The organism is Actinoallomurus vinaceus (assembly GCF_039542055.1).
GTDB classification, from domain to species: domain Bacteria; phylum Actinomycetota; class Actinomycetes; order Streptosporangiales; family Streptosporangiaceae; genus Actinoallomurus; species Actinoallomurus vinaceus.
Window position 1 is genome coordinate 258,289 of the sequence record NZ_BAABHK010000012.1, and the last position, 24,754, is coordinate 283,042.

Annotated in this window: 20 protein-coding genes and 1 riboswitch; of the genes, 13 read left to right on the forward strand and 7 right to left on the reverse strand. The window is 71.1% G+C overall.

All coding sequences use genetic code 11. From position 1 onward, the window contains the following. Window positions 1-6 precede the first annotated feature (6 nt). Window positions 7-1,392 (forward strand): dihydrolipoyl dehydrogenase, encoded by a 1,386-nt coding sequence (lpdA, locus tag ABEA24_RS35775; RefSeq protein ID WP_345436719.1) that lies wholly within the window; start codon window positions 7-9, stop codon window positions 1,390-1,392. Between the two features lie 9 nt (window positions 1,393-1,401). Next, the gene (locus ABEA24_RS35780) at window positions 1,402-2,577 is read left to right on the forward strand and encodes a ThiF family adenylyltransferase (RefSeq protein ID WP_345436721.1); all 1,176 of its coding nucleotides are present in this window, start codon (window positions 1,402-1,404) and stop codon (window positions 2,575-2,577) included. Window positions 2,578-2,645: 68 nt separating this feature from the next. On the opposite strand, the gene ABEA24_RS35785 is transcribed toward ABEA24_RS35780, so the two are convergent. Then, window positions 2,646-3,467, reverse strand: coding sequence for an SDR family oxidoreductase (locus ABEA24_RS35785; RefSeq protein WP_345436723.1), 822 nt, complete (start codon window positions 3,465-3,467; stop codon window positions 2,646-2,648). A gap of 14 nt (window positions 3,468-3,481) precedes the next feature. Next, complete coding sequence (locus tag ABEA24_RS35790) at window positions 3,482-4,897, reverse strand: MFS transporter (RefSeq protein WP_345436725.1); 1,416 nt, start codon at window positions 4,895-4,897, stop codon at window positions 3,482-3,484. A gap of 120 nt (window positions 4,898-5,017) precedes the next feature. Between ABEA24_RS35790 and ABEA24_RS35795 the strand changes: the two genes are divergently transcribed. Continuing rightward, window positions 5,018-5,485: a MarR family winged helix-turn-helix transcriptional regulator gene (locus ABEA24_RS35795; protein WP_345436727.1), complete on the forward strand. Its 468-nt coding sequence runs from the start codon at window positions 5,018-5,020 to the stop codon at window positions 5,483-5,485. 163 nt (window positions 5,486-5,648) lie between these two features. Here the strand turns inward: ABEA24_RS35795 and ABEA24_RS35800 are convergent, their stop codons facing one another. Beyond that, a complete protein-coding gene (locus ABEA24_RS35800; RefSeq protein WP_345436729.1) occupies window positions 5,649-8,399 on the reverse strand; it encodes a lectin in 2,751 nt (916 codons plus the stop codon). A gap of 239 nt (window positions 8,400-8,638) precedes the next feature. Further along, window positions 8,639-9,010 carry a TetR-like C-terminal domain-containing protein gene (locus ABEA24_RS35805; protein WP_345436731.1) on the reverse strand — a complete coding sequence of 124 codons (372 nt, stop codon included), beginning with the start codon at window positions 9,008-9,010 and terminating at the stop codon, window positions 8,639-8,641. 6 nt (window positions 9,011-9,016) lie between these two features. Between ABEA24_RS35805 and ABEA24_RS35810 the strand changes: the two genes are divergently transcribed. Together ABEA24_RS35810 and metH are read left to right on the forward strand one after the other, a co-directional pair. Beyond that, window positions 9,017-9,403, forward strand: coding sequence for an MBL fold metallo-hydrolase (locus ABEA24_RS35810; protein ID WP_345436733.1), 387 nt, complete (start codon window positions 9,017-9,019; stop codon window positions 9,401-9,403). Between the two features lie 66 nt (window positions 9,404-9,469). Next, a riboswitch (S-adenosyl-L-homocysteine riboswitch) is annotated at window positions 9,470-9,547 on the forward strand. A 15-nt stretch (window positions 9,548-9,562) separates the two neighbouring features. Beyond that, on the forward strand, window positions 9,563-13,204 hold the full coding sequence (gene metH / locus ABEA24_RS35815) for a methionine synthase (RefSeq protein ID WP_345436735.1): 3,642 nt from the start codon (window positions 9,563-9,565) through the stop codon (window positions 13,202-13,204). Window positions 13,205-13,439: 235 nt separating this feature from the next. Here the strand turns inward: metH and ABEA24_RS35820 are convergent, their stop codons facing one another. The 3 genes from ABEA24_RS35820 to ABEA24_RS35830 form a co-directional block, all read right to left on the reverse strand. Further along, window positions 13,440-13,637, reverse strand: a complete 198-nt coding sequence (locus tag ABEA24_RS35820; RefSeq protein ID WP_345436737.1) for a DUF5999 family protein — start codon at window positions 13,635-13,637, stop codon at window positions 13,440-13,442. A 290-nt stretch (window positions 13,638-13,927) separates the two neighbouring features. Continuing rightward, window positions 13,928-16,030, reverse strand: coding sequence for a PQQ-dependent sugar dehydrogenase (locus ABEA24_RS35825; protein WP_345436739.1), 2,103 nt, complete (start codon window positions 16,028-16,030; stop codon window positions 13,928-13,930). A gap of 294 nt (window positions 16,031-16,324) precedes the next feature. After that, complete coding sequence (locus ABEA24_RS35830) at window positions 16,325-17,179, reverse strand: IclR family transcriptional regulator (RefSeq protein WP_345436740.1); 855 nt, start codon at window positions 17,177-17,179, stop codon at window positions 16,325-16,327. A gap of 118 nt (window positions 17,180-17,297) precedes the next feature. On the opposite strand from ABEA24_RS35830, the gene ABEA24_RS35835 reads away from it, so the two are divergent. From ABEA24_RS35835 to ABEA24_RS35870, 8 genes are read left to right on the forward strand one after another with little or no spacing between them, the layout of a single operon-like run. Further along, window positions 17,298-17,945, forward strand: a complete 648-nt coding sequence (locus ABEA24_RS35835; protein WP_345436741.1) for an ABC transporter permease — start codon at window positions 17,298-17,300, stop codon at window positions 17,943-17,945. Further along, the gene (locus tag ABEA24_RS35840; protein WP_345436742.1) at window positions 17,938-18,927 is read left to right on the forward strand and encodes an ABC transporter ATP-binding protein; all 990 of its coding nucleotides are present in this window, start codon (window positions 17,938-17,940) and stop codon (window positions 18,925-18,927) included. Before ABEA24_RS35835 ends, ABEA24_RS35840 begins: the two co-directional genes overlap by 8 nt. Then, window positions 18,917-19,705, forward strand: a complete 789-nt coding sequence (locus ABEA24_RS35845) for an ABC transporter permease (protein WP_345436743.1) — start codon at window positions 18,917-18,919, stop codon at window positions 19,703-19,705. Before ABEA24_RS35840 ends, ABEA24_RS35845 begins: the two co-directional genes overlap by 11 nt. Before the next feature lie 46 nt (window positions 19,706-19,751). After that, on the forward strand, window positions 19,752-20,714 hold the full coding sequence (locus tag ABEA24_RS35850; RefSeq protein WP_345436744.1) for a glycine betaine ABC transporter substrate-binding protein: 963 nt from the start codon (window positions 19,752-19,754) through the stop codon (window positions 20,712-20,714). Then, window positions 20,711-21,244 carry a formaldehyde-activating enzyme gene (gene fae, locus ABEA24_RS35855; protein ID WP_345436745.1) on the forward strand — a complete coding sequence of 178 codons (534 nt, stop codon included), beginning with the start codon at window positions 20,711-20,713 and terminating at the stop codon, window positions 21,242-21,244. Before ABEA24_RS35850 ends, fae begins: the two co-directional genes overlap by 4 nt. Further along, complete coding sequence (locus ABEA24_RS35860) at window positions 21,241-22,350, forward strand: mandelate racemase/muconate lactonizing enzyme family protein (protein ID WP_345436747.1); 1,110 nt, start codon at window positions 21,241-21,243, stop codon at window positions 22,348-22,350. The genes fae and ABEA24_RS35860 overlap by 4 nt, the downstream gene beginning before the upstream one ends. Before the next feature lies 1 nt (window position 22,351). Continuing rightward, window positions 22,352-23,848, forward strand: a complete 1,497-nt coding sequence (locus ABEA24_RS35865; protein WP_345436749.1) for an aldehyde dehydrogenase — start codon at window positions 22,352-22,354, stop codon at window positions 23,846-23,848. Next, a complete protein-coding gene (locus tag ABEA24_RS35870) occupies window positions 23,845-24,753 on the forward strand; it encodes an NAD(P)-dependent oxidoreductase (protein WP_345436751.1) in 909 nt (302 codons plus the stop codon). Before ABEA24_RS35865 ends, ABEA24_RS35870 begins: the two co-directional genes overlap by 4 nt. The last annotated feature ends 1 nt before the right edge of the window (window position 24,754 follow it).

Here is a 24,754-nt window from a genome sequence, read left to right on the forward strand (position 1 = left end):
CTGCTCATGAGCACTCATTTCGACGTCGTCGTTCTCGGCGCGGGCCCGGGCGGGTACGTCGCCGCGATCCGGTCCGCCCAGCTGGGCCTGAAGACCGCGGTCATCGAGGAGAAGTACTGGGGAGGCGTCTGCCTCAACGTGGGCTGCATCCCCTCCAAGGCCCTGCTGCGCAACGCCGAGCTGGCGCACATCTTCACCCGTGAGGCGAAGACGTTCGGCATCCAGGTCGACGGAGAGGTGCGCTTCGACTACGGCGAGGCGTTCCGCCGCAGCCGCACGGTCGCGGACGGCCGCGTCAAGGGCGTCCACTACCTGATGAAGAAGAACGGCATCATCGAGTTCAACGGCCGGGGCACCTTCACCGACCCGAACACCATCCAGGTCAATGGTGAGACGGTCACGTTCGACCACTGCATCCTCGCGACCGGCGCGAGCGCGCGGCTGCTGCCGGGCACGTCGCTGAGCGACCGGGTCGTGACGTTCGAGGAGCAGATCCTCAGCGAGGACCTGCCGGGCAGCATCGTCATCGCCGGCGCGGGCGCCATCGGCGTGGAGTTCGCGTACGTCCTGAGCAACTACGGCGTCAAGGTCACGATCGTGGAGTTCCTCGACCGGCTCGTGCCGCTGGAGGACGAGGAGGTCTCCAAGGAGCTTGCGCGCCGCTACCGCAAGCTCGGCATCGACGTGCTGACCTCCACCCGCGTCGAGGGCATCGACGAGTCGGGCGAGAAGGTCCGCGTCACCGTCTCCAAGGACGGGCAGCAACAGGTCCTCGAGGCCGACAAGGTGCTGCAGGCGATCGGTTTCCGGCCGAACGTCGACGGCTACGGCCTGGAGAAGACCGGCGTCCGGCTGACCGAGCGCGGCGCGATCGACATCGACGACCGGGGCCGCACCAGCGTGCCGCACATCTTCGCGATCGGCGACGTGACCGCCAAGCTGATGCTGGCGCACGCGGCCGAGTCGATGGGCATCGTCGCCGCCGAGACCATCGCGGGCGCCGAGACGATGGAGCTCGACTACGTGATGATCCCGCGCGCGACCTACTGCCAGCCGCAGATCGCCAGCTTCGGCTGGACCGAGGCGCAGGCGCGGGAGAAGGGCTTCGACGTCCAGGTCGCCAAGTTCCCCTTCACCGCGAACGGCAAGTCGCACGGCCTGGGCGACCCGACCGGCTTCGTGAAGATCCTCAGCGACAAGAAGTACGGCGAGCTGCTCGGCGCGCACCTCATCGGCCCGGACGTCACCGAGCTGCTGCCCGAGCTGACCCTCGCCCAGCAGTGGGACCTGACGGTCCACGAGGTCGCGCGGAACGTCCATGCGCACCCGACGCTGGGCGAGGCGGTCAAGGAGGCGATCCACGGCCTGGCCGGCCACATGATCAACTTCTGATCTCGTGCGATGCGGGCCGCCGGCGGCGGCCCGCGCGGTTGGTCCGGGAATCATGTCGGGGGTTGCGGCATCAAGAGGAGCCGGTATTTACTTGACCAAGTCAAACATAATATTGACGAAGGCAAGGAAATGATCGATCTCGATGCTTTCGCGGGAACGCTCGACGCTCCGTCCGGGCACAGCTGGCGCCCGGTGATCCTGCGCCTGCTCCCAGGGGAGATGGGCCGTTTCACGATGCTGTGCCGGCGGCAGGGCATCGCGGTCATCGACACGATCGACCGCCAGCTCACCGAACTGGCGGCCGTCCGGCTGCCGGACCGGCCGGGCGAGCACGAGCAGTACGCCCGGGAGGTGGCGGGCGACGACGTGTCGGCATACGGCGCCTGGGTCCATCTGCCGTGGTTGTCGCAGGTCGCGCACGTGCTGCCTCCCTCGGACTACTTCGATGTCGTCACCGCGCGCAACCAGCTCAAGATCACGCGTGCCGAGCAGGACCTGCTGAGGAAAAAGCGTGTCGCGGTGATCGGGTTATCCGTCGGTGGTGAGGTGGCGGTCGCGCTGGCTCAGGAGCATCTGTGCGGCCACATCGTGCTGGCCGACCATGACCGCCTCGATCTGTCGAACCTCAATCGTCTCGGCGCCGGCATCCACGATCTGGGACTGCCCAAGACGCAGCTCGTCGCCCGCCGGATCGCGGTGATCGATCCCTATCTGGAGATCACTCTCGTCGAAGAAGGTGTGACGGAGGACAACGCGGCGGAGTTCATGGACGGCCTCGACCTCCTGGTGGATGAGTGCGACGGGCTTGCGATCAAACACCTCGTGCGGCGGCTCGCCAGGGATCGGGGAGTCGATGTCGTCTATGCCGCCGACGAGCGCGGTTTCCTGAGCGTCGAGCCGTACGGCGGCCATCCGGGTCTGGAACCGTTCCACGGTCTGGTGGCAGGCCGTCCCGAGGCCTACCTCGACGGACTCGTCTCCTGGCTCGGCGGGCGGGAGGCGCTGTCAGAGCGATCACGGCGTTCGGCCGAGCTCATCGGAACGTCGCTGTCGGGCTATCCGCAGCTCGCGGGCGAGGCGAGGTACGCGGCCGGGCAGGTCGCTCATGTCGCGCGCCGGCTTCTGCTCGGTGAGCGCCTGCCGCCCTTCCACGGTCACCTGGGGCCCGGGGAGTTCCTCCCATAGAAAGGGCGGCCTCGCTCCGGCGGGCCGCCGGAGCGAGGCCCGCGTGGGCCTCGGGGCGCCCCTTCCGGCTATGCCCGGAAGGCGTCGGCGTGGTCGCGCGCCCAGGTGGCGAAGGTGCGCGCGGGGTGGCCGGTCAGCTCCCGCACGGCCTGGGTGAGCTCGACGGGGGTGCCGTCGTTCGACGCCCACCAGTCCAGGAGGGAGTCGGCGAAGGCGGCCGGGATGTGCTCGGCCATCTCCTCCTTCCACTCCTCTCGGGTGACCTTGCGGAAGGGGACCGGCCGGCCGCTCACCCGGCTGAGGATGTCGATCTGCTCGGCGAAGGTGATCGACTCAGGACCGGTCAGGGTGTACGGGCGTCCGCCCAGGCCGGGGTCGGTGAGCACGGCCAGGGCGGCCTCGGCGACGTCGGCCTCGTGGATCGAGTCGTTGTGGGAGCCGGGGAAGGGCAGGCTGATCGGCCGGCCCGACCGCAGGCTCCAGCTCCACGCGAGCGCGTTGCTCGCGAACGAGCCGGGGCGCAGCGGCGTCGCACGGATGGAGGAGGCGGTCAGGGCCCGCTCCACGTCCAGGTGGGACTTGGCCACCGTGCTTTCGTCGGCGTTCGGGGCGAGGACGGCCGAGGAGGACAGCAGCACGATGTGCTCGACTCCGGCGCCGGTGGCCTCCTCGGCGAACGCGCCGATGTGGGACGGCTCGGCGTACAGGAAGACCGAGGTCACGCCCTTCAGCGCGGCGGCGAAGGTGGACGGGTCGGTCAGATCGCAGCGGATGGTGTCCGGGCCCTCGGGGTTGCTGGAGGCAGCGCGGACGGCGAGCCCCCGCTCGTCCAGCAGGGCGATGAGGTGCCGGGCGACGGCGCCGCGGCTCCCGGTGACGAGGACGGTCATGGGGATGATTCCTTTCAGTGGTGGTGTGCCGGGGCCTTGCGCGGCATGAGCCACACGAGGCCGCAGCAGGCGAGGATGACCGCGACGACGACGGCGAGGCCGGCGGACATCGCCGTGGCCCCGGCCGCCGAGGCGTGGAAGTAGACGGTGGTCACCGCGGCGGCGCCGATGGCGTTGGCCAGCTGTTGGACCGCGGACAGCGACCCGCTGGCGCTGCCGGCCTCACGGGGATCGGTGTCGCCCATCGTGACGTCGTAGACGGTGCCGAAGCAGGTGCCCATGCCCACGCCGATGACCAGGGCCGGCGGGGCGAGCTCCCAGCCGCCGAGGCCGGTTCCCGAGGCGAGGACCAGGGCCAGCAGCCAGCCGGTGCCGGCCAGCGTGATGACCAGTCCGGCCACGATCAGGGTGCGGCCGAGCCGGGCGATCAGGCGGTGACAGGCGATCGAGGCGACGACGATGCCCACCGCGATCGGCGCCAGGCCGAGCGCCGCCCGTACCGGGGTGAAGTGCAGCTCCCTCTGCATGAACAGGGACAGCACGTACAGCAGGCCGGACACGGCGGCGAAGAAGAAGACTCCGAGGATGAGCCCTGAGGTGAAGCCGCGGTTGCGCAGCAGCGTCGGCTCGATCAGGGGCCGGTCCGCCCGGACCTGACGCCGGCCGAACAGGGCGAGGAACCCCGCGCCGGCGGCGAGGCACAGGATCGGTGTGGCGCCCCATCCGTGGGCGGACCCGTCGATCAGCCCGTACAGCAGGCCGAGCATGGTCGCCGCGAGCAGGACCGAGCCGAGCACGTCGACGGGCTGGGCGCGGTCCCCTTCGTCGTCGGGCAGCAGCGTGATCGCTCCGGCGATCACCGCGCCGCCGAGCACGATGTTGATCAGGAACATCGCGCGCCAGCCGAGGCCGTACAGGTCGGCCTCGATGAGGAAGGCCGCCAGGATCGGGCCGCCGACGGCCGACAGGCCGAGGGCGGGGGCGAAGACACTGAAGGCGGAGCCGAGCTGCTCACGGGGGAAGACGGCGCCGAGGATGCCGAACCCCTGCGGGATCAGGAACGCGCCGAACGCGCCCTGCACCAGCCGGGCGACGATGATGGACGCCGGTCCGGTCGCGAGGCCGCAGGCGACGGAGGCCGCGGTGAAGCCGGCGATGCCGGCCAGGAACAGGCGACGCCGTCCGTACCGGTCGCCGAGGCGGCCGCCGACCACCAGGAGGACGCCGAGCGCCAGGGCGTAGCCGGCGCCGAGCCACTGGATGAGCGGCTTACCGCCGTGCAGGTCGGCCGCGATGGTGGGCGCGGCGACGTTGGTGATGGTCCCGTCGAGGAGGTCGAGCACGGCGGCCGTGACGACGACGGCGAGGACGGCCCAGCGCCGTCCTTCGGAGACGGCGCCTGCGGGCGCGGCGCGGGCGAGTGAGGACATGCGTATCCCCCTTCGGGGAGCTGGATAGAATGCGGACGCGACGCACATACTTCGCCACACGGATTCTGTGCGACGAAGTATCTTCGTGGCGAAGATAAATTTGAGGCATGGAGGTGCCAGGTGTCAAACCGGGCGGAGTTGCTCGCGCGCGTCGTAGGGGAGAGCCAGCGGCACTACGCCGCGTACACGCTGTTCAACCAGGCGATGGCCGACCGGATCGGGCTGCACCCCACCGACGTGCAGTGCATCGCGCTGCTCGACCTGGAGCCCGGGCCGGTGACCACCGGGGAGATCGCCCGGCTCACCGGCCTGGCGTCGGGATCAGCGTCCCGGCTGGTCGACCGCCTGGAGAAGGCCGGATTCGTGCGGCGGCTTCCCGACCCGAACGACCGCAGACGGGCTCTCGTCGCCCTCGCCCCCGACGCGGCCGCCCGGATCGCGGAGGCGTGGGAGACGCCCGGAAAGGCGTTCGGCGCGGTGCTCGAGCGCTACACCGACGAGCAGTTGGAGATCATCGTCGACTACCTCCACCAGGCCGCCGAGGTGGGCCGCGACCAGGCCCGCCGCCTCACCGCCGAGACGCCGTAGCGCCGCCCCGCCCGGCGGGGCCTGTCTTCGGATCGGGCCCCGCCCGGACCTCGTTCAGGAGCCGCCGTACGCGCACGCGTCCGCGGAGCACCGGTCGCCGAGCGCCTGGCCCGGCCGGGGCGGAGTGCGGGGAGGGCGGGCGCCCCGCACTCCGCTCAGTGCCTCAGCCCGGCAGCGTCCACTGCTGGGCGGCGCTCTTGTTGCAGGTGTAGATCTGCAGCTGGGTGCCGTCCGTGGTGCTGCTGTTCGGATCGTCGAGGCACTTGCCCGATTCCGGGTTGGTCAGCGCCTTGTTCGCCGTGTCATAGGTCCATTGCTGCGCGCCGCTCGTGTTGCAGTCGTACAGCTGGACCTTCGTGCCGTCGGCGGTGCCGCTGTGGTCGACGTCCATGCACTTGCCGAAGGCCGTCAGCGTGCCGTCCCCCTGCACCGTCCACTTCTGCGCGTTGGAGTTGTTGCAGCCGTAGATCTGGACGTGCGCGCCGTTCGCCGCGGAGCTGTTCGCCACGTCGACGCACTTCCCGGCGATGCCGGAGGTGATCGGGCCGGTCCGGGTGGGCGTGCCTCCGGTGCCCGGGTACGACGGGGGAGCCGACGAGGCGGCGGTCGCCCACGAGGTGTTCGCCGTCGTGCCGAGCGTCAGGTCGAGCGTCCCGCCGGCGGTCACGGCCGAGGCGGGCAGGTAGGCGTTGTTCCAGTTGGCGCCGTTCCAGGCGGCGCTCTGCACGTACGGTGCGTTCGTAGCGGCCTGCGGTGCGTTGACGGTCAGCTTGTTGCCCGTGCTGAGCGTGATGACGACCTGGGTGAACAGCGGGCTGCCCAGCGCCAGGTCGGCCGTGCCCGGCGTCTCGGGGAACATCCCCATCGCCGACCAGACGTACCAGGCGCTCATCGTGCCGAGGTCGTCGTTGCCGACGCCCCAGCCGGTCGGGGAGTCCGGCCACAGGTTGTTCTGCACGTTCCGGATGACCTCCTGGGTGCGCCACGGGCGGCCGACGTAGTCGTACTCCCAGGGGAGCTCGATGCTCGGCTCGTTGCCGAGATCGGCGTGGTCACCGCCGCTGCCGTCGTAGGCCGCGAGCACGTGGTCGAGGTAGCTCACCATCCCGGCGTTGCCGCCCTTCGCGTCGGCCAGGCCGCGGACGTTGAACGGAACCATCCCGGTGTACTGCCACGACGTGCCCTCGACCATCTCGGTGCCGCTCGTCGCGGAGAAACCGCCGCTCCACGGCCCGCTGGCCGTGCGCGGCTGCATGAAGCCGCTGGAGGTGTTCAGCAGGTTCTTCCAGTTCTGGGCACGGTCGACGAACGTCTTCTGGTTCGCCGTGTCACCGAGCGCGCCGGCGAACGCGCCGACCGCGAAGTCGGCCGTGTTGTACTCCAGGGTCGTCGAGACGGACCCGTAGTAGTTGCAGCAGCCGTACGACCCGTCGCTGGGCAGGTAGCCGATGCTGGAGAGGTAGTTCAATCCGGGCCGGTCGTTGTTGGTGACGGTGGCCTGATGGACCATCGCGTTCTTCGCCGCCGTCGTGTCGAAGTCCCGGCCGCCGAACGCGTAGATGTCCGCGACGATCGAGGCCGCCGGGTCGCCGACCATGACGTACGACTCGCCGTTGGCCTGCGCCCACTTCGGCAGGAGGGAGCCCTGCGCGTAGTCGTTGACCGCCGACTGCGCCACGTCGCTCGCCTGTGCCGGCGCGAGCATCCCGATGAGCTGGGCCTGGCTGCGGTAGATGTCCCAGCCGGAGTAGTTGGCGTACTGCGCGTGCCCGGAGGCGGCGGTGTGCACGGCGTTGTCGAACCCCGTGTACTGGCCGTTCACGTCGCTGAACACGTTGGGATGCAGCAGCGCGTGGTACAGCGACGTGTAGAACACGTGCTGCTGGGCGGCGGTGCCGCCGGCCGTCTGGATCCGGCCGAGCATCGTGTTCCAGGCGTTCTTCGCTGCGGTACGGGTGGCGTCGAAGCCGAAGTTCGGCACCTCGGAGTCCCGATTCGCCTTCGCGTTGGCGTCGGAGGTGAACGAGATGCCGACCCGCGCCGTGACCACCTGGTTCGCGGTCGTGTCGAAGGTCAGGTATCCGCCGTTCGGGGCGGCCAGCGGGGCGGCCGCCGCCGGCGCCGGGCCGTGCAGGCGGGGCTTGTTGGGCCGGTCCGCCGCGTGCGGCGACACGGTCGTGCGGGTGGCGTGCGCGGCCGACTTCTCGGCCAGCCGGGTCGAACCGGCCCGCACGCCGGACGCGAGCCAGGTCCCGGTGCTGAACGGGTGGTCGAACGTCACCGCGAAGTGGACCGTGTAGGTGTTGCCCGCGCCGCAGAACCGGCCGCTGGTCACCGAGCCGACGACCTCGGTGTTGCCGACGGTCTGCCAGGTCGTCGCGGAGTCGCCGTTCTGGCTTCCGGTCAGTTTGAACAGCAGGTTCGCCTGGGTGGTGGACGGGAAGGTGAAGCGGCCGACGCCGCCTCGAGTGGTCGTGGTCAGCTCGGTCTTGACGCCGTTGCCGAGCGTCACGCCGTAGTACCCGGGAGAGGCCGACTCGTTCGCGTGCGAGTACGAGGAACTGGCCGATCCGGGCGAGGTGACCGCGCCGACCGTCGGCATGATCGGCACGTCACCGTACGCGCCGCAGCCCGGTCCGGACATGTGGGTGAGGCTGAACCCGGTGATCGTGGAGCTGTTGTAGGAGTAACCGCCGCCCAGTGCCCGGCTGGCGGTGTCGGGACTCCACTGCAGCATGCCGAACGGGACGTCGGCGCCGGGGAAGTCGTTGCCTCCGTTGGTCGTGCCGAGGAGCGGATTGACGAGGGAGGCCGGGTCGGAGACGAGCGTGGCGGCGCTCGCCGGGGCGGGGAGAAGCACGCCGACCACCAGCAGACAGGGCAGGAGGGCGCGCAGGGGGCGGAGGAGTCTCATTCTGACCGCCGTTTCGCGGAGGTTCGGGGTCGATGACAACGTTGTCGAGTGGTTCCTATGCCGACATGTCTAGCGAGTCAATATGTTTGTCAGCAGTTGGCCACCTGATCACGTCACGCTCGAAGGCCGGCGGAGCGCGGCCGGAACGCGCTCGTTCGGGCCGCCACCGAAGTCAGGCCGTCCCCCCATGCGGCGGGCGATCCTTCACTGCACGCGCGAGGCGGGCGCGGTCGGCGGCGTCAGCTCAGGGTCTCCGTCACGAGCCGGCGCGCGTACTCGGCGGTGAGCCCGGACCGGCGGAAGAGGATGCGGTACATCATCGGCGCCACGACCCGGTCGAGGACCGTCTCGGCGTCGGGAACGTTCTCGCCGCGCTGGGCGGCCCGGGCGAGGATGGCGTGGATCTGCTGTGCGGCGTACTCCGAGCACTGGCCGGCGTTGCCGGCCAGTGGGTCACCGAGCAGGGCGTCGCGGATGTAGGCGCGGCCCGGAGGGGAGGACATCTCCTCGAGGAACTGCTCGGCCCACCCCGCGAGGTCCGCCGGCAGGGATCCGCGGTCCTCCGGCGCCGCCTCGGGGCGGAGGCGTTCGACCGCGACGTCCGGTTCCACGACTCTGTGCACCCGGTCCGTGACGCCGGACTACTGGAACTCGGCGACGTCCCGGAGCAGGGCGCGGACATCGCGCCGGGCCTGCGCCTGGTGCCGGCGCCCGGCCATACTCCCGGGCACGTCGCGGTGGAGATACGCGACGGCGAGGAGACGGCGTTGATCGTCGGCGACTCCGTCCACCACCCGGTGCAGATGCCGCACCCGGGCATCGGAAGCTGCGTGGACATCGACCCCGCACGGGCCGAGGCCACCCGCCGATCCCTGCTCGCCTACCTCGCCGGCACCGGCACCCTCGTCCTGGGCACGCACTTCCCGCCGCCCACCGCCGGGCGGGTGCGCGCCCACGGCGACGCCTACCGCCTCACCTCCGTACCGGCCGGCGTGCGTCACTGAGAGGGCACCGCCCCGAAACCCGGTGTCCATCTTTTACGCCGCCAGATCTTGATACCCTCGATCTCATAGGCCGAGAGGCGCTGCAACGGGCTCAGGCCCGCCACGCTCGGCCGCCAGTGATGTTCGCAAGGGCGCCTCCCAGTAAACGGGAGGTGTCAGGTGACCGCATCAGCGAACCACGACGGCCAGGAGCGTGCGGACCGAACGCAGGCGCTGCGCGACCTGCTGGATCGGCGCATCGCGGTCCTCGACGGCGCCTGGGGCACCATGCTGCAGGGCGCCGGGCTGACGCCCGCCGACTACCGGGGTGACCGGTTCGGCGACCATCCCCGCGACGTCACCGGCGATCCCGACCTGCTCAACCTGACCCGCCCGGACCTCATCCTGGACGTGCACCGGCGCTACCTCGCCGCCGGCGCCGACATCACGACGACCAACACCTTCACCGCGACGAGCATCGGCCAGGCCGACTACGGGCTGCAGGACCACGTGCGGGAGATGAACCTGCAGGCCGCCCGGCTCGCGCGCCAGGCCGCCGACGAGGCCGGTGGGCGGTTCGTCGCCGGCTCGGTCGGCCCGCTCAACGTCACGCTGTCGCTGTCCCCGCGCGTGGAGGACCCCGCCTACCGGGCCGTGACCTACGACCAGGTCCGCGACTCGTACGCCGAGCAGATCCAGGCGCTCGCCGACGGCGGCGTCGACCTGCTGCTGATCGAGACGATCTTCGACACGCTCAACGCCAAGGCCGCGATCACGGCCGCCCGCGAGGTCGCCCCGGACCTGCCGCTGTGGATCTCGGTGACGATCGTCGACCTCAGCGGGCGGACGCTGTCCGGCCAGACGGTCGCGGCGTTCTGGAACTCCATCGAGCACGCCGAGCCGCTCGTCGTCGGCGTGAACTGCTCGCTCGGCGCCGCGGAGATGCGCCCGCACGTCACCGAACTGTCCCGGATCGCCGGCACGTACACCGCCTGCCATCCCAACGCGGGCCTGCCCAACGCGTTCGGCGGCTACGACCAGACGCCGGAGGAGACCGGCCGGCTGCTCGCCGAGTTCGCCGACGCGGGAGCCGTCAACGTCGTCGGCGGCTGCTGCGGGACGAGCCCCGAGCACATCGAGCGCATCGCCGCCGCCGTCTCCGGGCTGACGCCGCGCCCGGTCCCGGCCCCGGAGCGGCGCACCCGCTTCAGCGGCCTGGAGCCGTTCGAGATCGCCCCCGACACCGGCTTCGTCATGATCGGGGAGCGGACCAACGTCACGGGCTCCGCGCGGTTCCGGCGCCTGATCGAGGCCGACGACTACCAGGGCGCCGTCGACGTCGCCCTCGAGCAGGTCCGCGGCGGCGCGAACATCCTCGACGTCAACATGGACGCCGACCTGCTCGAGAGCGAGCAGGCCATGACGACGTTCCTCAACCTCATCGCGACCGAGCCGGAGGTCGCCCGCATCCCGATCATGGTCGACAGTTCGCGGTGGAGCGTGCTGGAGGCCGGGCTCAAGTGCGTGCAGGGCAAGGCCGTCGTCAACTCCATCAGCCTCAAGGAGGGCGAGGAGCCGTTCCTGGCGCAGGCGCGGCGCATCCGCGACTACGGCGCCGGCGTCGTCGTCATGGCCTTCGACGAGCAGGGTCAGGCCGACACCACCGAGCGCAAGGTCGAGATCTGCGCCCGCGCGTACGACCTGCTCACGCGGGAGGCCGGGTTCGCGCCCGAGGACATCGTCTTCGACCCGAACGTCCTGGCCGTCGCCACCGGCATCGCCGAGCACAACGGCTACGCCAAGGCGTTCATCGACGCGCTCCCGCTGATCAAGGAGCGGTGTCCCGGCGTTCGCACCAGCGGCGGCATCTCCAACCTGTCGTTCTCCTTCCGCGGCAACGACGTCGTACGGGAGGCGATGCACTCGGCGTTCCTGCTCCACGCCGTACGCGCCGGGCTGGACATGGGCATCGTCAACGCCGGCCAGCTCGCCGTCTACCAGGACATCCCCGCCGACCTGCTCGAACTCGTCGAGGACGTGCTGTTCGACCGGCGTTCCGACGCCACCGACCGGCTCGTCGCCTTCGCCGAGACCGTGAACGGCAAGGGCACCCAGCGGACGGTCGACCTGTCCTGGCGGGAGGCGCCGGTCGGGGAGCGGCTGGCGCACGCCCTCGTGCACGGCATCGTCGACTTCGTCGAGGACGACACCGAGGAGGCCCGGCAGCGGGCCGCGCGGCCCCTCGACGTGATCGAGGGTCCGCTCATGGACGGCATGAAGATCGTCGGTGACCTGTTCGGTTCCGGGAAGATGTTCCTGCCGCAGGTCGTCAAGAGCGCCCGGGTGATGAAGCGGGCCGTCGCCTACCTCGAGCCGTACATGGAGGCCGAGAAGGAACAGGCACGCCTCGAAGGCCGCTCCGAGGGCGAGCGCGGCAACGGCAAGGTCGTGCTCGCCACCGTCAAGGGCGACGTGCACGACATCGGCAAGAACATCGTCGGCGTCGTCCTCGGCTGCAACAACTACGAGGTCATCGACCTCGGCGTCATGGTCCCCGCCGCCACCATCCTCGACACCGCCGTCGCCGAGGGCGCCGACGCCGTCGGACTGTCCGGGCTGATCACCCCGTCCCTCGACGAGATGGTCGCCGTCGCCGCCGAGATGGACCGCCGCGGCCTGAAGATGCCCCTGCTGATCGGCGGCGCCACCACCTCGCGCCAGCACACCGCGGTCCGGATCGCCCCGGCGTACGACGGCACGACCGTCCACGTGCTCGACGCCTCCCGCGTCGTCGGCGTCGTCTCCGACCTGCTCGACCCCGACCGGGCCGAGGAACTGGACGCGAGCAACCGCGCCGAGCAGGACCGCCTGCGCGTCGAGCACGAGACCCGCCGGCGCAGCCCCCTGCTCACCCTCGAGCAGGCCCGCGCCAACCCCGAGCGCGTCCCGTACGACGACCTGCCCGTCCCCGCCTTCACCGGCGTACGGACCGTCGAACCGGAGCTGACCGAACTCCGCGCGATGATCGACTGGCAGTTCCTGTTCCTCGCGTGGGAGCTGAAGGGCAAGTACCCGGCGATCCTGGAACAGCCGGTGGCGCGCGAGCTGTTCGACGACGCCAACGCGCTGCTCGACCAGATCATCGCGGACGGCTCGCTGCGCGCCCAGGGCCGGTACGCCTTCTGGCCCGCCCGCTCCGAGGGCGACGACATCGTCCTCGACGACGGCGTACGCTTCCCGATGCTGCGCCAGCAGACCGCCAAGCCCGACGGGCGACCGAACCGCTGCCTCGCCGACTACCTGGCCCCGACCGGCGACCACCTCGGCGGCTTCGCCGTCGCGATCCACGGCGCCGAGGAGCTCGCCGCGACCTACGAGAAGGCGGGCGACGACTACCGGGCCATCATGGTCAAGGCCGTCGCCGACCGCCTCGCCGAGGCGTTCGCCGAGTACCTGCACCTGAAGGCACGACGCGAGTGGTTCGAACCGGACGCCGACCCCGCCATCGAGGACCTGCACGCCGAACGCTTCCGCGGCATCCGCCCGGCCCTCGGCTACCCGGCGAGCCCGGACCACAGCGAGAAGCGGACGCTGTTCGACCTGCTCGGCTCGGATGAGATCGGCATGGGCCTGACCGAGTCGTTCGCGATGACCCCGGCGGCGAGCGTCAGCGGCCTGCTGTTCGCGCACCCGGCGTCCCGGTACTTCACCGTGGGCCGCATCGGCCGCGACCAGGCCGAGGACTACGCCCGGCGCCGCGGTGTCCCGCTCGCCGAGGTCGAGCGCTGGCTCCGCCCCAACCTCGCCTACGACCCGGACTGACCCCTGGCGGCACTAGGGCGCATCCGGTGGATCTTCGTCCGGCTGCGCGGCGGCCGCGCACGGAGGGTTCGGGCGTACGTAGTGGGCGCCGGAGCCGACACGTTGGGGGCATGTCGGCTCCGGCGCCCATTTGGGGGACCCTCGGGGGTCGGGTGGCTCCGTCACGGGGCTCACTCGGCGGCTCGGGGGGCCTGCCGGGGGCCCGCCGTCGCGCGTTCGCGGCGGAGCGGGCGGCCTATGCGGCCACGGGTTCGAACAAGTCGTCGTGGATGGGGACGCTGCGGCCGTCCGGCAGCAGCTCGCCGGTGTCGTCGAAGACGATGACACCGTTGCACAGCAGGCCCCATCCCTGCTCAGCGTGGTACGTGACGAGGCGGGCCGCGTCGTGATCGGGAGCGTCCGCGGACGGGCACTTCGGCAGGTGCTGGCACATTGCGGATCTCCCCCTTCCGGCTGGTCGTGGTGTACCTGTTCCACCTACAACAATGCCTCGGGTCTGACGGCACCGAAGTGGGATAAATACCTGCGTGGTTACCCGAACTTCCACGTATGTATATGCCGGGCCGATCCCGGTCTCAGCGGTGGCGTTTGAGCCATCGGTGGCTGCCGAGGCTGGAGTGTCCGAGGTGGCCGCCCGCCGCCCCGGGCCCGCCGAGCCGGTTGGGCGGACGCGCCGCGGCCGGACAGGACGAGCCCACCGGCCGCGGCGAACGTGCGGCGCCGTCAGGACACCGAGACGTGGAAGATCTGGTTGTCGCTGTTGTGCGCCGTGCTGTCCTTGTCACCGCCGTTGGAGGTGGCCAGCCACATGCCGCCGTCCGGTGCCGGCTCGACGGTGCGCAGCCGCCCGTGGGCGCCGTTCAGGTACTCCTTGACGTTGGTCAGGCTGCTCCCGCTGATCTCCTCGCGGTAGAGGCGCGTGCCGCGCTCGCACGCCACGTACAGGAAGCCGCGGATGATCGTGATGCCGCTGCACGAGCCGTCGGCCACCGGATACGTGTGCTTGGGCGCGATGAACCCGGACGTTCCGCAGGTGCCGGACGTGCCCTCGCAGGACGGCCAGCCGTAGTTCCCGCCCTTCGTGATGAGGTTGGTCTCGTCCATGACGCTGTTGCCGAACTCCTGCTCCCACAGGCGCCCCTGCGCGTCGAAGGCCAGGCCCTGTACGTTGCGGTGGCCGTAGCTCCACACGGCGTTGTGGAACGGGTTGTCCGCCGGGATCGAGCCGTCCGGGTCGATCCGCAGCACCTTGCCGTTGAGGCTGCTGGTGTTCTGGGCGTTGTCGCCGTTCTGCGCGTCGCCGGTGCCGGCGAACAGGTACTTGCCGTCGGGGCTGAAGCGCAGGCGGCCGCCGTCGTGGAACTTGTTGCGCTGGATGCCGGAGACCAGGACCTGCTCGGTGCCGGTCTGCAGCGCGTCGGCGGACGGGTCGTACTTGATCCGCACGATCCGGTTGTCCGACGGCGAGGTGTGCATGATGTACAGCCAGTGGTCGGACGAGAAGCTCACCGGGTTGATCTCCAGCCCGGTCAGGCCGCCCTCGCCGTCGGTGCTCTGCACGTTCGGGACCGTGCCGATCGTCTTCTTCGCCCCCGTCTTGGGGTTCAGGTGGACGATGGCGTGCGCGTCGCGCTCGTTGAACAGGATCGTGCCGTCGGGCAGGGTGACCAGACCCCAGACGACGTCGTCGTCCGCGCCGACCTGGGTCACCGCGCAGACGCCCTGAGCGGGGGTGCACTGAGAGCTGCCGGAGGTCGTGACGTCGAGGACCGGCGTGCTGCCGTCGCTCTCGTTCCCGTTGCCGTCGTAGGCCGTCACCTGCAGGTGGTAGGTGGTGTTCGGCGTCAGGCCGTCCAGGGTCGCGCGCGGGGTGTCCGCGTCCGACGCGCCGATCCGCGTGCGGGTACCGTCCGTCACGTCGTAGACGCGGTAGCCGGCGACGCCCACGTCGTCGGTCGAGGCGGTCCAGGCCAGCCCGATGCCGGTGCCGGTCACCGTGGTGGTGTGCACGTCGGTCGGCGCGGTCGGCGGAGTGTGGTCGTCGGACGGGGGCGTCGTCACCGACAGCGTGCCGCTCGGCTGGGAGACGTTGCCGGCCGCGTCGCGGGCGTTCACGTAGAAGCCGTACGTCGAGTTGGGATTCAGGCCGCCACAGGTGCCGGTCAGCGTCGAACCGTCGACGCTCGCGCACAGCTGGCCGTCGTGGTAGATGTCGTAGCCGGTCACCCCGACGTCGTCGGTGGAGGCGGTCCAGCGGACGGTCGCGCTGTTCGGCGTGTCGCCGACGAGGGCGGGGGTGCCCGGCGGGGTCGGCGCCGTCGTGTCACCGCCGACGGTGCCGTAGACGCCGTACTCCTGCAGCGAGTACCCGTGGGAGGAGTCGCTGCGGCACCGCTTGGTGCCGTACATCCGCACGTACCGCCCGTTGCCGTCGAGCGACGTCAGGTCCTCGACGCCTCCCTTGCCGCTGGTCGTCGAGTAGATGCGTGTCCAGGTCGCGTGGTCGTTCGACGTGTCGATCTCGTACGCGGTCGCGCACGAGGTGTCCCACTGCAGGCGCACCCGGCTGATGTGGGCGACCGAGCCGAGGTCGACGTAGATCCACTGGGGATCCGCGCCGGAGCCGCTGGCCCACCGCGTCGACGAGTCGCCGTCCACGGCGTTCTTGGCCGCGCAGCAGCCGCCGGACGAGGACGCCGTCACGGGCCGGTTCAGCGACAGCAGCTGATCGGCTGCGGTGCCTCCGGCCGCCTGCGCGGTCGCCGCGGTCGCGCACATCGCCGTCACGACCGCGGACAGGGCTGTTCCAAGCCTCCGCCGTTTCATCCAGTCCTCCTATGTCTGGGCGGGGCGTGCCGCTTCAGCGACACGCCGGGGGTGCGTGTCACCCAGGGGAGTGGAACGGCTCGCTGTTCGAACCCGCGTGCCGGCCTCAAGGGCCGGCACGCGTGAAAACCTTTGCAGGCCTTCGACTGCATTATCCGGGAGACATCCGATGAGTCAACGAATCTTCGGCTCTACGTCCGCGGCCGGGCGCGCGGGCGGGCCGGAGGTCGTCGAGCTCGATCTCGAAGTCGGGTGCCGTAGTGCGGACGGCGGCCTTCGAGGCTGCGTCCGCGACTATCCGTCCGACGTCGCCTGGTCGGGCGTCTGGCCCCGGGCGGCCGGGTGGCCCAGTTCGGCCGACAGCTCGCGAGCGATCGCCAGCGTGCGCCGGCCTGCCTCGCCGAGGTGGGGTCCCAGGCGGCCCTTGGGCGCGGAGACGTTGATGGCCGCCACGATCATGCCCCGGAAGTCGCGGACCGGCGCGGAGACGCCGACGAGTCCCACCTCGAACTCCTCGTCGACGGCCGCGTAGCCGCGCCGGCGGATCGCGGTGACCTCGCGCACCAGGTCGTCGACGGTCCGGATGTGCTGGTGCGGGGCCGCCGCGGCGGAGGCCTCACGTAGCCAGGCGTCCGCCCATGAACGCAGCGCGTCGGGCGCCCAGTCGGAGACGAGTACGCGGCCCGCCGAGGTCATCGGGGCCGGGACGCTGACACCCTCCCACCCCAGGCCGCGGAACGCGTGGGACGGCGACACCGACAGGAGGGTGAGCACGGCGGAGCCGCGGAGCACGCACAGGTGTGTGGTCTCGTTGAGGCGAGCGACCAGGCGGCGGAGGTACGGGGCGGCGAGGTGGGTGAGGCGCGCCTCGGTGGTGCGCGCCGCGAACGCGTACAGCCGCCAGCCGAGCCGGTATTCGAGCGAGTCGAGGTCCCGCTCGGCCATGCCTTCGGCCTCCAGGGCCTTCAGCGCGCGGGAGACCTGACTCTTCTCGCGCCCCAGGATCTCGGCGATCCGGCTGACGCCGAGCCCGTTCGCGGCGTGCTCGGGACGTGCGAGAACATCGAGTATCTCCAGGTCACGCCGGAGTCCCGCGGACGAGGGCGTGCCAGAGCGGCGAGGGGAGCCCGGAGAGGTCGGGTCGGCCAAGAGGTGCTCCTAGATCGTTGTTGCGGCCATCGCAACGAGTATTGCACCTAGAAGAACACCGCTTTACGGTTCACTCACACCAGGCCGAATAAGACCGGCCGAATTTCCGGAGTGCCTCATGACCTTCAGCGAGTACGTGTCCACGCGGTGGGACCAGCTCAGTCAGGCGGCGGGCCAGCACGCCCTGGTCGTCGCCCTGTCGATCATGATCGCGACCGTCATCGGCGTCGGAGCCGGCGTCTGCACCTACCGCAGACCCAGGCTCGCGGCGCTGGCGATCGGCGCCACCGGCGGCTTCCTGACGATCCCGTCGTTCGCGCTGCTCGGTCTGCTGATCCCGTTCCTGGGCCTGGGCTGGGGACCGACGCTCGTCGCACTGGTGCTGTACTCGCTCCTGCCGATCGTCCGGAACACGGTCGTCGGGCTGCGGTCGGTCGACGCCGCGGTGGTCGAGGCCGGGCGCGGCATGGGGATGAGCGCCGCGCGGGTGCTGCTGCGAGTGCAGCTCCCGCTCGCCTGGCCGGTCATCCTCACCGGGATCCGGGTGTCCACCCAGATGATCATCGGGATCGCGGCGATCGCGGCCTACGTCGCGGGACCCGGGCTCGGCAACCAGATCTTCGACGGGCTGGCCCGGCTGGGGTCGGTGAACTCCCTGAACGCCGCCCTCGCCGGAACCCTCGGCGTGGTCGCCCTGGCCCTCGCCTTCGATCTCTTCTACCTCGTCGTACGCCTGCTCACCACCCCGAGGGGGCTCCGTGCTTGACAACACCAGTGGTGGCGCCCATATCGAACTGGACGGCCTCACCAAGCGTTACCCCGGCCAGGACACGCCCGCCGTCGACAGCGTGACGATGGTCATCCCGGACGGTGAGCTCGTGGCCTTCGTCGGGCCGTCCGGCTGCGGCAAGACGACCACGATGAAAATGATCAACAGGCTGATCGAGCCGACCTCCGGGTCCGTCCGCATCGGCGGGCAGGACGTCCTGCGCATGCCGCCGGACCAGCTGCGCCGCCGCATCGGCTACGTGATCCAGCAGATCGGGCTGTTCCCGCACCTGACCATCGCCGAGAACGTGGCCCTCGTGCCCAAGCTGCTGGGCTGGCCGAAGGCCAGGACGAAGGCGCGGGTCGAGGAACTGCTGGACCTGGTCGGCCTGGACCCGGCGCGGTACGCCCGCCGCCACCCGCGTCAGCTGTCGGGCGGCCAGCAGCAGCGCGTCGGCGTGGCCCGCGCGCTCGCCGCCGACCCGCCGGTCATGCTCATGGACGAACCGTTCGGCGCGACGGACCCGATCACCCGGGAACGTCTGCAGAACGAGTTCCTCCGGCTGCAGCGGGAGCTGCGCAAGACGATCATCTTCGTGACGCACGACTTCGAGGAGGCGCTGAAGCTCGGCGACCGGATCGCGGTGTTCCGGGAGCACTCCCAGATCGCGCAGTACGACACGCCGGCGCGTATCCTCGCCGCCCCGGCCGACGACTACGTCGCGAGCTTCATCGGCGGGGACACCACGCTCAAGCGGCTCGCGTTGATCACCGCGGGCGAGCTCGTCGCCGAAGCGCGCACGGCCGCCGCGGACGGACCCGCGGTCGCCACCGGGGCGACGCTACGCGAGGTCCTGGACGTCATGGTCGCGCACGGCGCCCAGCAGGTGACCTGCGACGGCCGGGCGCTGACCTACGCGCAGATCTGCGCGGCCGTGCGCCGGCCGGCCGGGAACGAGGCGGTGTCCGGTGCTCGCTGAACCGGCCACCGCGACCGCCGTCCCCACCGTGCAGGAGCAGAACGCCGGACGGCCCCGGCGAGCCGCGCTGCGCCACCTCCTCATCCCCGCGGCGCTGGCCGCCGTACTCGCCGCGCTCTACCTGTGGGTGTCGGGGCAGCGGCTGGACTCGATCGAGCGGCGCACGCTGAACTCGGACTACATCATCGCCCGGGTCGTGGAGCACCTGCGGCTCACCGGGCTGGCCGTGCTGCTGGTCGTCGTCATCGCGATCCCGCTGGGCGTCCTGCTGTCCCGGCCCGCGGCGCGCTGGCTGAGCCCTTTCGTCCTCGGCCTGGCCAACCTGGGACAGGCCACCCCCGCGATCGGACTGCTGGTCCTGCTCACGATCAAGTTCGGGGTCGGCTTCCGGATCGCGCTGATCGGGCTCGTCGCCTACGCCGTCCTGCCGGTCCTGCGCAACACCATGGTGGGCGTCCAGCAGGTCGACCGGTCGCTCGTGGAGGCGGCGCGGGGGATGGGCATGACCCGCGCGCAGGTGCTGATCCGGGTGGAGCTGAAGCTGGCGATCCCGGTGATCCTCGCCGGCCTGCGCACGTCGCTCGTGATGGCGGTCGGCGTGGCCACGCTGGCGACGTTCGTCAACGCCGGCGGGCTCGGCGACATCATCGTCAACGGCATCAAGCTGAACCGCACGCCGGTGCTGCTTACCGGCAGCGTGCTCACCGCCTGCATCGCCCTGCTCATCGACTGGCTCGGCGGCGTCGCCGAGGACGCGCTACGCCCCAAGGGCGTCTGAACCCAACCTCATCTTTCCCCCCGTTTCCTCATTCCGGAGTACCGCCATGTCCACTTTCTCCCGCCGGGCCCTCCTGCCCTGTACGGCGATCGTCGTGGCCGCCGCCGCGCTCACGGCCTGCGGCTCGTCCAGCCAGACCGTCGCGCAGGGCAGTCTCGGCCAAGAGCTCAAGGGCACGACCCTGACGGTCGGGTCCAAGGACTTCTCCGAGTCGATCATTCTCGGCGAGATCACCATCGACCTGCTGAAGGCCCACGGCGCGTCCGTGACCGACAAGACCAACATCAAGGGCTCCACGAACACGCGCACCGCCCTGCTGTCGAAGAACATCGACGTGTACTGGGACTACACCGGCACGGGGTGGGTGACCTACCTCAAGCACACCAAGCCCGTCCCCGACCCGCGGCAGCAGTACGACGCCGTCGCCAAAGAGGACCTGGCGAAGAACAAGGTGGTCTGGGGCGCCCCGGCGCCGCTCAACAACACCTACGCCTTCGCGATCCGCAAGGACAAGGCGGCCGCGCTCGGCGTCACCAAGCTGTCCGACCTGGCGAACCTCGCCCGGACCAGGCCGAACGAGGCGACCTTCTGCATCGAGAGCGAGTTCTCCACCCGCGACGACGGCTGGCCGGGGATGACCAAGGCGTACGGGATGACCATCCCGAAGTCGAACGTCAAGATGCTCGACACCGGTGTGATCTACACCGAGACGAAGAAGGGGACGACCTGCAACTTCGGTGAGGTCTTCGCCACGGACGGGCGGGTCGCCTCCATGGGCCTGACCGTCCTGCAGGACGACCGGCGCTTCTTCCCGGTCTACAACGCCGCGCCGACCCTCCGCCAGGACACCGACACGAAGTACCCGCAGATCCGCAAGTACCTCGACCCGGTCGCGGCCAAGCTCACCGACGAGACGATGCGGCAGCTCAACGCCAAGGTCGACGCGCAGGGCTACGAGCCGAAGACCGTCGCGCACGACTGGCTGAAGGAACAGGGGTTCGTGAAGTGACCGTCCCGGCAGCGACGCACGCCGACCTGCGGATCGGCGAGAGCTTCATCGGCGAGGGTGCCGAGGCCGCCCACATCAACACCGTGCTCGGCCACCGGGCCGGACCGGCCGGAGTCGCCTGGGCCACCGCCCTGGCCACCCCCCGTACGGGCCACGTGCCGTTCGTCGCGGTGCTGCGGCCGGGGCTGCCGGCCAAGCCGATGACCCTGTTCGTCAACAAGGCCGCCGTCGAGACGCCGGAGCACGCCGACCTGACCTGGGGTGCCGCCCAGGCCGGGGTCGCGGCCGGGGTCATGGACGCGGTCGCCGACGGGACCGTCCCCGAGGACGCGGTCGACGACCTGGTCCTCATCGCCGCGGTCTGGGTCAACCCGGCCGCCGCCGACGCCGATCTCGTGTACGCCAACAACCGCGAGGCCACCCGGTCGGCGCTGCGCGCGGGCGCGGCCGGCACGCCGTCCGTCGCCGACGCGCTCGACGCCCGGCACGCGCCGGCCAACCCGTTCTACATACCCCCGGGGGACGCGTGAAGATCACCGCCATTCGCCTGGACCGGATGCGGCTGCCGCTGGATCCGCCGTTCAACGCGGCGTGGGACCCGGTCCCGCGCACGTCCTTCGACGCCACGCTGGTCACCGTCGAGACCGACGAGGGCGTCGTCGGGTACGGCTCGGGCGACACGATGGACGGGTTCGAGGCCCACGAGCACCTGTTCCTCGGCCGTGACCCGCTCGCCATCGTCAACCACGTCAAGACCCTGGAGACGATCAACTTCCACTCGGGGCGGTACTGGCCGCTGGAGGCGGCGCTCTGGGACATCATCGGCAAGGTCGCCGGCCTGCCGGTGGCGGGCCTGTTCGGCGGTGCGACCGGCCGGCTGCCCGCGTACGCCTCCTTCGGCGAGCTCAAACCGCCGCCGGAGCGCGCCGAGGCGGCCCTGGCCGCCAAGGAGGCGGGCTTCCGGGCCATGAAGATCCGGGTCGCCCGGGACCGGCTCGCCGAGGGCATCGCCACCGTCCGCGCGACCCGGGAGGCGGTCGGCGACGACATCGCCCTGATGGTCGACCTGAACCAGTCCTGGCGGATGTCCGGCGACATCGAACCCGCCCTCGACCTGGCATCGGTGCGTCGCGTGGCCGCGGAGCTGGCCGAGCTCGACGTGCTGTGGCTGGAGGAGCCGCTGCCGCAGTACGACATCGACGGCGTGCGGACCGTCCGGGCCCAGACCGGGATCCGCGTCGCCGGCGGCGAAATGGTGCGGACCATGGCCGAGCTGCTCCACCTGCTGGAGGCGGACGCCCTCGACGTGTACCAGCCGGACGTCGTCCTGTCGGTCGGCATGCTGCGCGCCCGGACCCTCGCCGAGCTGGCCTTCGCCAAGCACCGCTGGTTCACCCCGCACACGTGGAGCAACGGCCTCGGCGTCCTGGCGAACCTGCACGTCGCCGCGGGCGTGGGCGGCGGCCCGTACGTGGAGTTCCCCTACGACCCGCCCGGCTGGACGCCACAGCGCCGGGACTTCTTCCTCACCGAGCCGGTCGGCGTCGACGCCGACGGCCACATCCACGTGCCCGACGCCCCCGGCCTGGGGGCCGAGATCGACCCGGCGGCGATACGCCGCTGGAAGGGGGAGTGACGTGACCACGTACGAGGAGTGGCGCGACCGCGCCGCGCGGATCACCCCGCGCCGGGAACTGTTCATCGACGGCTGGTTCACGCCCGCCGCGGACGGCGGGACGTTCGCGACCGTCGGCCCGCGCGACGGCCGCGAACTCGCCCAGGTCTCGGCCGCGACCGAGACGGACGTGGACCGCGCGGTACGGGCCGCTCGCACGGCGTTCGAGGACGGCCGCTGGGCCGGCGCGAGCCCGCGCCACCGCAAGGAGGTGCTGCTGCGGCTGAGCGCGCTGATCCGGGAGAATCTCGAGGAGCTGGCGCTGCTGGAGACCCTGGACGTCGGCAAGCCCATCGGCGAGTCCCTGCGGGTGGACGTCCCGAGCGCGGCCGCCTGCCTTCAGTGGTACGCCGAGGCGATCGACAAGGCCTACGACGAGATCGCCCCGACCGGCCCGGACGCACTGGCACTGATCACCCGGGAGCCGCTGGGCGTGGTCGGCGCGGTCGTCCCCTGGAACTATCCGCTGATCATCACGGCGTGGAAGATCGCCCCGGCGCTGGCGATGGGCAACTCGGTGGTGCTCAAGCCCGCCGAGCAGTCCTCCCTCAGCGCCCTCCGGCTGGCCGAGCTGGCGAGCGAGGCCGGCCTGCCGGACGGCGTCCTCAACGTCGTCCCCGGCCTCGGGCCCGTCGCCGGGGCGGCCCTCGGCCTCCACCCGGGCGTCGACAAGATCGCCTTCACCGGGTCCACCGAGACAGGCCACCGTTTCCTCGAGTACGCGGCGCGCTCGAAAGGCAAGGAGGTCTCGCTCGAGCTCGGCGGCAAGTCGCCGCAGGTCGTGCTGGCCGACGCCGAGGACCTCAGCGCCGCGGCGTCGGCGGTGGCCTGGGGGATCTTCTACAACGCCGGTCAGACCTGCAACGCCGGCTCCCGGCTCCTCGCCGACGCCCGCGTCATGGACGACCTGCTCGCCGAGGTCGTCAAGGTCGCCGAGGGCATCCAGCCGGGGGATCCGCTCGACCCCGCCACACAGATGGGCGCCATCGTCGACCAGGCGCAGCTCGACCGCGTCCTCGGCTACGTCGCGCTCGGCCGGGAGGAGGGCGGCCAGGTGATCACGGGCGGCGACCGGGTCCGCGCCGACTCCGGCGGCTACTTCGTCGCCCCCACCGTGCTGCGCGACGTCCGCAACGACGCGCGTGTCGCCCAAGAGGAGATCTTCGGTCCGGTCCTGACCGCGACCGCCTTCACCTCCGAGGAGGAGGCCGTGCGGCTGGCCAACGACACCCGGTACGGGCTGGCCGCGAGCGTCTGGACCAGGCGCCTGGGCACGGCGCACCGGGTCGCCCGCGCCCTGCGGGCCGGCACCGTCTGGGTCAACACCTTCGACGCCAGCGACGTCATCACGCCGTTCGGCGGGTTCAAGGACTCCGGCAGCGGACGGGACAAGTCCCTGCACGCGCTGGACGCCTACTCCGCCCTCAAGACCACCTGGATCCACCTGGGGGACTCGTGAAACTGGGATTCATCGGCCTGGGGCACATGGGCGGGCCCATGTGCCGTAACCTCCTCGCGGCCGGATACGACGTGGCCGTGTACGACGTGCGCCGCGACGCCGCCGCCGAGCACGAGCGGCTCGGCGCGACCTGGGCCGCCTGTCCCGCCGAGGCCGGCGCCGGCCGCGACGCCGTCATCACCATGCTGCCCACGCCCCGGCACGTCGAGGCGGTGCTCCTCGGACCGGGCGGCCTTCTGGACGCCCTGGCTCCCGGCGCGGTGTGGATCGACATGTCCACCTCCGTCCCCGAGGTCGCCGACCGGGTCCGGGCCCTGGCCGACGGCCGTGGCGTGCACGTCCTCGACGCGCCGGTGTCGGGCATGGCCGCCGGAGCGCGCGCCGGCACCCTGCAGATCTTCGTCGGCGGCGACCCGGAGGTCGTTGAGCGGGCGCGACCCGTCCTCGACGTCCTCGGCGACCCGGAACGGGTCATGCGCGTCGGCGGCCACGGCGCCGGCTACACCGTCAAGTTGATGATCAACCTGCTGTGGTTCGCGCATCTCGTCGCCACCACCGAGGTGCTGTCCATCGGAACCGGTGCCGGCGTCGACCTCGCCGTCCTGCGCGACGCCCTGCTCGCCAGCCCCGCAGCCAGCAACTTCCTCGACCGCGACGTCCTGTCGGTACTGCGGGACGGCGACTACGACGAGTCGTTCGCCCTCGCGCTGGCCTGCAAGGATCTCGGCCTGGCGGTCGACCTGGCCCGCGAGGTCAAGGTGCCCGCCGAACTGTCCGCCCTCGTCGAACAGGTCTACCGGCGCGCCCAGCGCGCCTACGGCGACCTCGCCGGCGAGATGGCGCCCGTCAAGCTCTGGGAGGACCTGACGGGCGCTCCCCTCCGGCTCACCCCTCAGGGAGCGTGAT

Excerpts from the sequence above, each read along its gene's own strand:
- lpdA (WP_345436719.1), top strand. The coding sequence starts at position 7 with ATGAGCACTCATTTCGACGTCGTCGTTCTCGGCGCGGGCCCGGGCGGG.
- ABEA24_RS35780 (WP_345436721.1), top strand. The coding sequence starts at position 1,402 with ATGCGGGCCGCCGGCGGCGGCCCGCGCGGTTGGTCCGGGAATCATGTC.
- ABEA24_RS35785 (WP_345436723.1), bottom strand. The coding sequence starts at position 3,467 with ATGACCGTCCTCGTCACCGGGAGCCGCGGCGCCGTCGCCCGGCACCTC.
- ABEA24_RS35790 (WP_345436725.1), bottom strand. The coding sequence starts at position 4,897 with ATGTCCTCACTCGCCCGCGCCGCGCCCGCAGGCGCCGTCTCCGAAGGA.
- ABEA24_RS35800 (WP_345436729.1), bottom strand. The coding sequence starts at position 8,399 with ATGAGACTCCTCCGCCCCCTGCGCGCCCTCCTGCCCTGTCTGCTGGTG.
- ABEA24_RS35820 (WP_345436737.1), bottom strand. The coding sequence starts at position 13,637 with ATGTGCCAGCACCTGCCGAAGTGCCCGTCCGCGGACGCTCCCGATCAC.
- ABEA24_RS35825 (WP_345436739.1), bottom strand. The coding sequence starts at position 16,030 with ATGAAACGGCGGAGGCTTGGAACAGCCCTGTCCGCGGTCGTGACGGCG.
- ABEA24_RS35835 (WP_345436741.1), top strand. The coding sequence starts at position 17,298 with ATGACCTTCAGCGAGTACGTGTCCACGCGGTGGGACCAGCTCAGTCAG.
- ABEA24_RS35850 (WP_345436744.1), top strand. The coding sequence starts at position 19,752 with ATGTCCACTTTCTCCCGCCGGGCCCTCCTGCCCTGTACGGCGATCGTC.